The 11,999-nt window shown below is 39.0% G+C and carries 8 protein-coding genes; all 8 read left to right on the top strand.

Going from position 1 to position 11,999, the window contains the following annotated elements; translation table 11 throughout:
* The 8 genes from lpdA (at window position 1) to ACFSCX_RS07325 (ending at window position 11,125) form a co-directional block, all read left to right on the top strand.
* The gene (gene lpdA / locus ACFSCX_RS07360; RefSeq protein ID WP_377927529.1) at window positions 1-1,422 is read left to right on the top strand and encodes a dihydrolipoyl dehydrogenase; all 1,422 of its coding nucleotides are present in this window, start codon (window positions 1-3) and stop codon (window positions 1,420-1,422) included.
* 67 nt (window positions 1,423-1,489) lie between these two features.
* Window positions 1,490-2,482 (top strand): thiamine pyrophosphate-dependent dehydrogenase E1 component subunit alpha, encoded by a 993-nt coding sequence (locus ACFSCX_RS07355; protein ID WP_377927528.1) that lies wholly within the window; start codon window positions 1,490-1,492, stop codon window positions 2,480-2,482.
* A 17-nt stretch (window positions 2,483-2,499) separates the two neighbouring features.
* Window positions 2,500-3,483 carry an alpha-ketoacid dehydrogenase subunit beta gene (locus ACFSCX_RS07350; RefSeq protein WP_377927527.1) on the top strand — a complete coding sequence of 328 codons (984 nt, stop codon included), beginning with the start codon at window positions 2,500-2,502 and terminating at the stop codon, window positions 3,481-3,483.
* A 40-nt stretch (window positions 3,484-3,523) separates the two neighbouring features.
* On the top strand, window positions 3,524-4,825 hold the full coding sequence (locus ACFSCX_RS07345; protein ID WP_377927526.1) for a dihydrolipoamide acetyltransferase family protein: 1,302 nt from the start codon (window positions 3,524-3,526) through the stop codon (window positions 4,823-4,825).
* A gap of 681 nt (window positions 4,826-5,506) precedes the next feature.
* A complete protein-coding gene (locus tag ACFSCX_RS07340) occupies window positions 5,507-7,372 on the top strand; it encodes a methylmalonyl-CoA mutase family protein (RefSeq protein WP_377927525.1) in 1,866 nt (621 codons plus the stop codon).
* Entirely contained in the window at window positions 7,359-9,527 is a 2,169-nt protein-coding gene (gene scpA / locus ACFSCX_RS07335; RefSeq protein WP_377927524.1) for a methylmalonyl-CoA mutase, read from the top strand. The genes ACFSCX_RS07340 and scpA overlap by 14 nt, the downstream gene beginning before the upstream one ends.
* A complete protein-coding gene (gene meaB / locus ACFSCX_RS07330; protein ID WP_377927523.1) occupies window positions 9,484-10,563 on the top strand; it encodes a methylmalonyl Co-A mutase-associated GTPase MeaB in 1,080 nt (359 codons plus the stop codon). The genes scpA and meaB overlap by 44 nt, the downstream gene beginning before the upstream one ends.
* Before the next feature lie 130 nt (window positions 10,564-10,693).
* Entirely contained in the window at window positions 10,694-11,125 is a 432-nt protein-coding gene (locus tag ACFSCX_RS07325; protein WP_377927522.1) for a BrxA/BrxB family bacilliredoxin, read from the top strand.
* The last annotated feature ends 874 nt before the right edge of the window (window positions 11,126-11,999 follow it).

Genomic DNA, 11,999 nt, shown 5'->3' with positions numbered 1-11,999 from the left:
ATGGCAACAGAATATGATGTAGTGGTACTTGGTGGTGGAACGGGTGGTTATGTAGCTGCTATTCGTGCATCACAATTAGGATTAAAAGTTGCAATTGTAGAAAAGGGTAAATTAGGTGGAACTTGCTTGCATAAAGGTTGTATTCCAAGTAAAGCCTTACTACGAAGTGCAGAGGTTTATGCTACGACAAAAAATAGTGAAGAATTTGGGGTTATTGCAAAAGAAGTAGCTCTAGATTTTTCAAAAGTACAACAGAGAAAAGCAAAAATTGTTGATCAGCTTCATAAGGGTGTTCAGCACTTAATGAAACAAGGGAAAATTGATGTGTATGAAGGGTTAGGTCGAATTCTTGGACCTTCCATCTTTTCACCGATGCCGGGTACAATATCTGTAGAAATGAATAACGGTGAAGAAAATCAAATGCTTATTCCTAAGAATGTCGTAATTGCTACTGGTTCACGTCCTAGAACACTACCGGGGCTAGAGATTGATGGCGAGTATGTATTATCATCTGATGAAGCATTAGAATTAGAAAACCTACCGAAATCAATCGTTATTGTCGGTGGTGGTGTCATTGGGATTGAATGGGCTTCCATGCTTTCTGATTTTGGTGTAGACGTAACAGTTATTGAATATGCTGACCGAATTGTTCCCACAGAAGATAGAGAGGTATCGAAAGAGATGCAGCGTCTAATGAAGAAAAAAGGCGTGAAAATCGTTACTAGTGCAAAAGTATTACCTGAATCTCTTGAAAAAGGAAATGGGATCACAATCAAGGCTGAACATAAAGGCGAAGAAAAGTCATTTTCAGCTGATCGCCTACTAGTCTCAGTAGGACGACAAGCTAATGTTGAAGGTATTGGGATTGAAAACACAGAGATTCAAGTAGAGAAGGGCTTTATTCAAACAAATCAATATTACCAAACGAAAGAATCACATATATATGCAATTGGTGATGTAATTGGTGGTCTGCAGCTAGCTCACGTTGCTTCACATGAAGGGATCGCTGCTGTTGAACACATTGCAGGGGAAGAAACTCATCCAATTGATCCAACTCTAGTTTCCAAATGTATATATAGCAATCCAGAAGCTGCAAGTGTTGGATATACAGAAGAGGAAGCAAAAGAAAAAGGATTTAAGGTAAAGACCGGAAAATTTTCATTCAAGGCAATAGGTAAAGCTTTAGTGTTTGGAGAATCTGATGGTTTTGTAAAATTAGTAGTGGATGAAGAAACGGATGATTTATTAGGTGTTCATATGATTGGGCCACACGTGACAGATATGATTTCTGAAGCAGGCTTAGCTCGCGTTTTAGATGCAACACCTTGGGAAGTAGCACATACGATCCACCCACATCCTACATTGTCAGAAGCAATTGGTGAAGCAGCCCTAGCTGTATTAGGCAGAGCTATTCACTCTTAATATCTCTTTCAAGAGTGAAGGATTTATAGAATCCTTCCTCTAATTATGAATTTAGGGGGTTAAATAAATGGCTGAAAATCGTCATCAAGCATTAGGACTAAGTGATGAAAATGTTTTAGAAATGTATGAAACAATGCTTTTAGCTCGAAAGATTGACGAGCGTATGTGGTTACTTAACCGCGCAGGGAAAATTCCATTTGTTATTTCATGTCAAGGACAAGAGGCAGCACAAGTAGGAGCAGCATTTGCTCTTGATCGTGAGAAAGACTATGTACTTCCATATTATCGTGATATGGGGGTTGTGCTTGCCTTTGGTATGACGGCAACAGAATTAATGTTGTCTGGGTTTGCAAAAGCAGAAGATCCAAACTCTGGTGGTCGTCAAATGCCAGGTCATTTTGGGCAAAAGAAAAATCGCATTGTAACAGGTTCTTCCCCTGTAACTACTCAAGTTCCTCATGCTGTTGGAGTGGCACTTGGTGGAAGATTAGAAGGAAAAGACTTAGTTACATTTGTAACATTTGGAGAAGGGTCTTCAAACCAGGGCGATTTCCATGAGGGTGCAAACTATGCAGCTGTACATAAGCTTCCTGTAATTTTTATGTGTGAAAATAACAAATACGCCATTTCTGTTCCATATGAAAAGCAAGTAGCATGTGAAAAGATTTCTGATCGTGCAATCGGTTATGGAATGCCTGGTGTAACAGTTGATGGAAATGATGTATTAGAGGTATATAAAGCAGTTAAGGAAGCAGCTGACAGAGGCCGCCGCGGCGAGGGTCCTACATTAGTTGAAACTATTTCATATCGCTTAACGGCTCACTCCTCTGATGATGATGATCGCGCGTATCGTTCAAAAGAAGAAGTCGAAGAAGCAAAGAAAAAAGATGGATTATTTGCATTTGAAATGTATTTAAGAGAAATTGGGTTATTAACAGAAGAGAAGCATAAAGAGTTATTAGATAAAATTGCGAAAGAAGTAAACGACGCAACTGACTATGCTGAAAATGCTCCGTACGCAGAGCCAGAATATGCTCTTAAGCATGTATATGCTGAGTAAGTGAGGGGGAAAAAATAATGCCAGTAATTTCATATATCGATGCTGTAACAATGGCAATCCGTGAAGAAATGGAAAGAGATTCAAAAGTATTCATCCTTGGTGAAGATGTTGGACTAAAGGGTGGAGTTTTCAAAGCGACTCATGGTCTTTATGATCAATTTGGTGAAGACCGCGTTATCGATACTCCTTTAGCTGAATCAGCCATCGCTGGTGTAGCGATTGGAGCTGCAATGTATGGGATGAGACCAATTGCAGAAATGCAGTTTGCTGACTTTATTATGCCTGCGGTTAACCAAATTATTTCTGAAGCAGCTAGAATTCGTTACCGTTCAAACAATGACTGGTCATGTCCACTTGTCGTTCGTGCTCCTTACGGTGGTGGCGTTCATGGTGCCCTTTATCATTCTCAATCAGTAGAGGCAGTTTTTGCTAATCAACCAGGTCTTAAAATTGTCATGCCTTCTACTCCGTATGATGTGAAAGGTTTATTGAAGGCGGCAATCCGTGATGAAGACCCAGTATTATTCTTCGAGCATAAACGCGCATACCGACTAATCAAAGGCGAAGTACCGACTGATGATTATGTACTACCTATCGGTAAAGCAGACGTAAAGCGCGAGGGTGAAGATGTTACCGTTATTACTTACGGACTATGCGTACACTTTGCACTTCAAGCGGCAGAGAAGCTAGCAAGTGACGGTATTTCAACACATGTTCTAGATTTACGTACGGTTTATCCACTTGATAAAGAAGCGATTATGGAAGCAGCCTCTAAAACAGGTAAGGTGCTTCTCTTAACAGAGGACAATAAAGAGGGAAGTATCATGGGTGAAGTCTCTGCTATTATCGCTGAAAACTGTTTATTTGACTTAGACGCACCAATTAAGCGTTTGGCTGGACCTGATGTTCCAGCTATGCCATATGCACCTACAATGGAGAAGTATTTCATGATTAATCCAGATAAAGTTGAAAAGGCAATTCGAGAACTAGCTGAATTCTAAAAAATACCGTGAAATAATGGTTGATAAGGAGGTTGTCTCATTGGGTATTGAAAAGATTACGATGCCACAGCTTGGAGAAAGTGTAACCGAGGGTACAATCAGCAAGTGGCTAGTGTCACCAGGAGATAAAGTTAACAAGTATGATCCAATTGCTGAGGTAATGACGGATAAAGTAAATGCAGAAGTTCCATCTTCATTTACTGGAACAATAAAAGAGTTAGTTGCTGGCGAGGATGAAACATTAGCGGTTGGAGAAGTAATTTGTACGATAGAAACTGAGGGTGGTGCAGCCGCACCAGCCGAGGAAGCAGTAAAAGAAGAAACGACTACTAAACAGGCTTCAGAAGCTATTGCTCAAGCTAATGTAGACTCTTCAAATAAACGTCGATACTCACCTGCTGTTTTACGTCTTGCACAAGAGAATAATATTGACCTTGAACAATTAACAGGCACAGGTGCTGGTGGGCGTATCACACGTAAAGATGTCCAAAAGGTAATAGAAACAGGCCAAATTCCAACTGCTGCTCCAGAAAAAGCAGTACAGGAAGCACCAGCAGCACCTCAAGCAGCCGAGACTCCGGTAGCTCCTACTCCAGCTGCCGCAAGTAAACCTGCTGCAGCACCTGTTCAGTCTATGCCAGGTGATATTGAAATTCCTGTATCTGGTGTTCGTAAAGCGATTGCTGCCAACATGCTTCGCAGTAAGCACGAAGCACCACATGCATGGACAATGGTAGAGATAGACGTAACAAATCTAGTGGAATACCGAAACAGTATTAAAGGAGAATTCAAGAAAAAGGAAGGGTTCAACTTAACTTTCTTCGCATTCTTCGTAAAGGCTGTAGCTCAAGCGCTTAAGGAGTACCCGCAAATAAATTCAATGTGGGCTGGTGATAAGATTATCCAGAAAAAAGATATTAACCTTTCGATTGCTGTAGCTACCGATGACGCATTGTTTGTACCAGTTATTAAAAATGCAGATGAAAAGACCATTAAAGGTATTGCTCGTGAAATTACAGAGCTTGCTGGTAAAGTTCGCGACGGCAAGCTAAAGTCAGAAGAGATGCAAGGTGGAACATTTACAGTCAACAATACTGGATCTTTTGGATCGGTTCAATCAATGGGAATTATTAATTACCCACAAGCTGCTATCCTGCAGGTTGAATCAATTGTGAAAAGACCGGTTGTCATGAATGGCGGTATGATTGCTGTACGTGATATGGTCAACCTTTGCTTATCGTTAGACCACCGTGTGCTAGATGGTCTTGTATGTGGTAGATTCTTGGCAAGAGTAAAGGAAATTCTTGAAAATACGTCCAAAGAAAATACATCTGTTTACTAAGAGTTAAAAGGTAGCCAAAGCGGCTACCTTTTTACTTTATACTATCAGATAGTTTAAGTTTTTGGAGTTTACCTTTTAGGATGTTCCTGCATAACCCGGCTCCAGCTTTGCCCTGCACGAGGCTAAACAGGGCGCCCTGAGCCTGTTGTTCGTATCAGAGAGGATAACTCCCTGATATCAGGTTAGTTATGTCTTCTAATATAGATCGGTAGTCATCACCTAATGATATCCGTATCCCATTTAAAGTTGCTGATAAATGCTTTGAAGAAGCTGCTGATAAAATTGGCAAAGTTGCTGATAATCCAAAGAGTGGCTGATAAATACTGAAAGTTGATGAAAAAATGAAAAAGTTGCTGATAAATTTCAATGTTAAAAGAGGCCAAGTCCTCCTAGGTCAAATAAACTGAAGGGAATAAAAGGTAAAATACGCCTACCTCTTCCCTTCAGAACATTTAGCCAGAGGCTATCCAGGGAAATTTGGTTTTTAGAAATATTCGATTGAGAAAAATACGAGTTTGGAAGGTGAAAGTGTGTATTCTACATGGTGAAGATTCCTATCCCTCATCATTGTTAAACAAATGAATTTATACTAATATAAAATTAAGAATCTTCTTATTCATAAGATTACTATGTATTTTTGGAGATGAGTTTGTAAGCGTTTCCGATTAGGGGGAATTAGGTGTGCAAGAAAAACAAGCAATACAAGAGTTGTTTGCAAGTTTAAAAGAATTTAATGTCCCTTCATATGCTGAGTGGGAAGAGGCTGCTCTTGCTTCGCTAAAGGGGAAGCCATTAGAACAGTTATTTACAAATACATATGAAGGTATTAAGTTAAATCCAATATATACAAGGAAAGATCAAAAAACTGATCTTCAAACGGAATATCGAGATTTCTTAAACTATGAAAAACCATGGGAAATTTGTCAGCATGCATCTGGTAATACGATGGAAGAATTGACACAATCCATCCACCAGCTAATCAATAATGGGGTCATGACTGTTATTGTAGAGGCTGAATCTATTCAAACAAAGGAAGATATCGAGAGACTACTAAGGGATGTGCCATTTGATAGAGCCTCTCTTAGAATTAACGAACCAACTAAACGTTTTTTCGAAGAATTAACATCTTATAAAGGTGAAAATAAACAGAACATACACGGTATAATTGGTTTTGATCCGATTGGATACTGGATTACGAATGGATCACTACAAAATTCATTGCAAGTACATTTTGATGAACTTGTAGAAATCGCGAAATCGGCCATTGAACATTTACCAAAAGTGAAAACGATTTTAGTACAAGGCCATGCTTTTCATAACGGTGGAGCAAATGCTGTTCAAGAAATCGCCTACAGCCTAGCGGTTGCTGTCGAGTATATCAACCAATGTTTAGAACGTGGTCTATCGATTGATCACGTAGCATCCCAACTCACCTTCTCCTATTCAATTGGTTCCAATTTGTTTATGGAGATAGCAAAAATAAGGGCCATTAGGTTTTTATGGGCTGCGATCGTAAAAGAATTTGGTGGTAATGAAGAAAGTCAGAAGGCATTTATACATGCTCATACTTCTAAAACAACGAAAACAAAATATGATCCGTACGTAAATATATTAAGGGCGACAGTTGAATCCTTTGCAGCAGTTATTGCAGGAGCAAATAGTATTACAACTTCAACTTTTGATGAACCTTTTAATCGTTCGTCTGCCTTTTCTGAGAGAATTGCCAGAAATGTACAATCCATACTTAAAGATGAAACACACTTGAATAAAGTGTTAGATCCTGCTGGTGGTTCCTGGTACATTGAAAATTTGACAGAGGAACTTTCAAAGACGGCGTGGTCATTATTTCAAGAGATCATGAAGAACGGTGGTATCGTTCCGTCTATAAGGGAAGGTAAAGTACAACAAGATATACAAGCTGTACGGGAAAAAAGATTTGAGAATATCGATTATCGTAAGGAACGCATTGTTGGAACTAATATGTACGCTAACCTTTATGAAGATCCATTATCAACAACTAAGATTGAAAAAAATGTTCTTCAAGGATCCATTGAGGTAATCGAACCCATTCCTTCGATTCGATGGTCAATGAAATTCGAGTTATTAAGGGATCAGGCTTATCGCTTTACTAAACTAACAGGTAACAAACTCTCTGTCCATTTAGTGAACATTGGAAGCTATATTCATCATAAGCCGCGTACCGATTTTATCAAAGGCTTCTTTGAAGTTGGCGGATTCGAAGTAACTCAAAGTTCTAGCTTTCAAACCATTGAAGAAATATCAGAAGAATTACATGAAACAAATCAACAAGTTCTTATTGTGTGCGGGAATGATGAAACGTATGACAGGTTGGGTGTAAAAGTTATTGAGGCACTTCGAAAATTCCATTCAACTAGTAAAATTTACGTAGCGGGTAAATTGAATTCTACTAAAAAAGATGAATATGATAAGGCAGGTCTTTCAGGTACTATTCATACCAATACGAACTGCTACGAGTTTTTATTAACATTGCAAAAGGAAATGGGGGGATATGATGAAAAAGCCTAATTTTGCTGAAATCCCTTTTGAACAGCTTTCTGTAGATTTTACCCACAAAAAGGATTCTTTAAATCAAGCATATGAAACAAATGAAAAGATCACTTTGAAACCCAAATATAATAAAACTGATATTCAGCACCTACCTTTTCTTGATTTTTTACCAGGAATAGCGCCCTTTTCGAGAGGACCGTATCCAACAATGTACGTAACACGTCCATGGACGGTTCGCCAGTATGCGGGATTCTCAACTGCAGAAGAAAGCAATGCTTTTTACCGTAGAAACTTAGCAGCAGGCCAAAAGGGCTTGTCGGTTGCCTTTGACTTAGCAACACATCGCGGGTATGATTCTGATCATTCAAGGGTTATCGGTGATGTTGGCAAAGCAGGAGTTGCGATTGATTCTATTTTGGATATGAAAATACTATTTGATGGAATCCCGTTAGATGAAATGTCTGTATCAATGACCATGAACGGGGCAGTACTTCCTATAATGGCATTTTATATCGTTACCGCTGAAGAACAAGGTGTACCAAAGGAAAAGCTAACAGGGACTATTCAAAATGATATTTTGAAAGAATATATGGTACGTAACACCTATATATATCCACCAGAAACTTCAATGCGGATTATTGCAGATATTTTTGAATACACATCCAAACATATGCCAAAATTTAATTCCATTAGTATTTCAGGTTACCATTTACAAGAAGCAGGTGCTCCGGCTGATATAGAGCTAGCTTATACATTAGCGGATGGTGTAGAGTATGTCCGAACAGGGTTAAAGGCAGGTATTAATATTGATTCATTCGCCCCGCGTTTATCTTTCTTCTGGGCGATTGGGATGAACTATTTCATGGAAGTTGCCAAAATGAGAGCTGCAAGATTACTTTGGGCAAAGCTAATTAAGCCATTTAATCCTAAAAATGAAAAATCTTTAGCATTACGAACTCATTCCCAAACGTCTGGGTGGAGCTTAACTGAGCAAGATCCATTTAATAATGTAGCCAGAACATGCATTGAGGCATTAGCTGCTGCATTAGGACATACACAGTCACTTCATACGAATGCATTAGATGAGGCGATTGCCCTCCCGACAGATTTTTCTGCGCGTATTGCAAGAAATACTCAGTTATACCTGCAGGACGAAACGGGAATCTGTAATGTAATCGATCCATGGGGTGGATCCTATTACGTAGAATCTTTAACAGCGGCCCTTGTGGAAAGAGCTTGGGAGCATATTCAAGAAATTGAAGAGCTTGGTGGAATGGCAAAAGCGATTGAAACAGGCTTACCTAAAATGAGAATTGAAGAAGCGGCAGCAAGAAGACAAGCACATATTGATTCTGGGAAAGAAGCCATTATCGGTGTAAATAAATATAGATTAGATAAAGAAGAAGAAATTGATACGCTAGATATAGATAATACGATGGTTAGGTTAAAGCAAATAGAAAGACTACAACACCTGCGAGCAAACCGGGATGAACAGAAAGTAACGGCCGCATTAGATGCTATTACTAGAGCAACTGAAACAGGTGAAGGAAACTTATTAGAGCTCTCAGTTGAAGCAGCACGCGCACGTGCCTCTTTAGGTGAGATTTCAGATGCTATTGAAAAAGTAGCAAAACGCCATAAGGCAGTGATTCGTTCAATAAGTGGTGTGTACAGCTCAGAATATACAAACGAAGAAGAGATTCAAAAGGTAAGAAATTTGACTGCAGGCTTTGAGGAACACGAAGGTAGACGCCCTCGAATTCTCATTGCCAAAATGGGTCAAGATGGTCATGACCGTGGTGCAAAGGTAATTGCAACTGCTTTCGCTGATTTGGGCTTTGACGTTGATATTGGTCCGTTGTTTCAAACCCCTGAAGAAACCGCACTGCAAGCAGTCGAGAATGATGTTCACGTAATTGGAATGAGCTCATTAGCCGCCGGTCATAAAACATTATTACCACAGCTAGTGGAGGAATTAAAGAAGCATGGTCGAGAAGATATTGTTGTCATCATTGGAGGCGTCATCCCAGCAAAGGACTATGACTATTTATTAAGCCATGGCGCGGCAGCTGTATTTGGTCCAGGAACCGTTATACCAGTAGCGGCTGAAAAAGTTTTACAAGAAGTGTATGATCGACTTGGCTATGAAGAAGTGGTGGACAATAATGACTGATGAAAACCGCCGGATCGTAAGACGGAAGGAAAAATCGGTTAAAGAGCTTGCAGAAGGAATCCTTGATAATAATCGAGCCTTGTTAGCACAAGCTATTACACTTATTGAAAGCAATGCCAGCAAGCATTTTGAAAAGGGACAGAACTTAATAAACGAAATCCTTCCACAAACAGGTAAATCGGTTCGGATTGGAATAACTGGCGTACCTGGAGCTGGGAAGAGCACCTTTATTGAAGCATTTGGTAGCTACTTATGCGATCATGGACATCGTGTTGCTGTTTTAGCGGTCGATCCCTCAAGTAGCTTATCTGGTGGAAGTATTTTAGGTGATAAAACAAGAATGGACCAGCTTTCTAGAAACCCGCAAGCCTTCGTAAGACCTTCACCAGCTTCTGGTACGCTTGGAGGTGTCGCCCGAAAAACAAGGGAAACCATTTTACTATGTGAGGCAGCGGGATATGATGTGATCATCGTCGAAACTGTCGGTGTTGGTCAAAGTGAAGTCGCCGTTAGAAGCATGGTCGATGTATTTTTACTTCTTGCTTTAACCGGAGCTGGAGATGAATTACAGGGTATGAAGAAGGGGATAATGGAGCTTGTCGATATTCTAATTATTAATAAAGCAGATGGAGACAATGAACAGAAAGCTCTTAAAGCAAAAGAGGAATACTCCAAAATCCTACACTTCTTAACCCCTGTAACAAAAGGTTGGGAATCAAAAGCGTTAACGTGTTCTGCCCTACTAGGCAAAGGAATCGAAGAAGCCTGGAAAACGATTGATCATTTTGTTGCAACGACACAAAAGGTAGGATCATTTTCTGAAAGAAGAAATATCCAACGTAAAGACTGGTTTTATGCCTTAATAAAAGACGAGTTAGAAACAGCCTTTTTTTCAGACGAAATAGTTAAAGGACATCTTCCAAAGCTAGAAAGGCAAGTAATTGAAGGGAACGTCCCAGCAAGCCTAGGAGCTCGAAAAATATTCGATTTGTACGCTACTCAAAAAAGGAGGATTGGTCATGACCAATCCTATTAAAGGGGGATTAAGATGAGAAACTTACTATGTAGCTACCCTTTTTACAGTAAGGTAAACATCTGAAACCTGGAATTTGAATAATCGATAGCAGATTGATAAGATGAATGCATGAAGTGAAGGAGGCTAACATATGAACTTTAATTTTTTTATGAATGATGTTGTAGAGCAAGCAAGAAAAGATATGGACGAAGCTGGATATACACACTTAAGATCCCCTGAAGAAGTGGAAGAGGCATTTGCAAAAGAGGGCACAACGCTTGTTATGATAAATTCTGTATGTGGCTGCGCTGGTGGTATTGCACGTCCAGCAGCTGCGCATGCGGTTCATTACGACAAAAGACCAGATCACTTAGTGACCGTTTTTGCAGGACAAGATAAAGAAGCAACAGCAAAAGCACGTGATTATTTTGAAGGCTATCCTCCATCATCACCATCATTTGCACTATTAAAGGATGGTAAGATCCTTACAATGGTAGAGCGCCATGAAATAGAAGGGCATGAACCGGTGCAGGTTATTAATAAACTGCAGCAAGCCTTTGATCAATATTGTGATGAAGTTTAGTGAAGAAAGCCGATATGGCTTTCTTTTTTTTTGCTAATAGCATAAACATGGGACTTTTTTGTTCCTGAAATTTTCCATACATCAGGAAAGTATAAAATTTTTAAGTGAATTAAAAACTACTTATAAGTACTCATTATTACGTTTAAAATAAGACACCCCTGGCGTCCCATAACGTCCTGCCGATGTGCTCTTGCTCAAGAGAAGTTGAGGTTGCTGATAAAATCAGGAAAGTTGCCGATAAAGAATCATAAGTTGCTGATAATCTAAGCATTGTTGCTGATACCGAAGAAAGTTGATGATAAATTTCAAAAGTTGCTGATAAATGAAGGAAGTTGCTGATAAAAATTCAGAAGTCGCTGATAAAATGAACTAAGTTGCTGATATGTGCCGAGAATCATAGCTGGAGAACATCTTTTTTATGTGAATTATGCAATTTTCTCTCAAAATAGTCTAACAAGCTTCGATAAAATGCTCCCATCCAGTAAAAATAAAGAATTGATTATAAAAAATAGTGAGTTTGCATACATTTCTACCGTCTTCACAGGAACACAAGCAAATATATATGAGTATAAACGTGTTCAAAGCTTCATCTACCCATTTTGAACTGTCAATCAAACATCCACTAGCCATGTATTTTACTACATTAAAAGGCATATTAATTAGTTGATGAAAATACAAGAGGCATATGTTTTTGTAGAATATATGTTAGAGAAAATTGCATGGATTGTTTTCCACAATAACTTTATTACGGATCATAAAAGAATATTTAATAATAATATTGCATATTTATTAATATGTGTTAAAATACATTTTGTTGAATATATATGAATTTAGCGGATAGAACTTGAATTTATTTATGCATTAATTCATAATA

The sequence above is a fragment of the Bacillus salitolerans genome (assembly GCF_042680805.1).
Classification (GTDB): domain Bacteria; phylum Bacillota; class Bacilli; order Bacillales; family SA4; genus Bacillus_CJ; species Bacillus_CJ salitolerans.
Note: the sequence above shows the minus strand (reverse complement) of the source record. Positions and strands in the feature narration are given on the sequence as shown.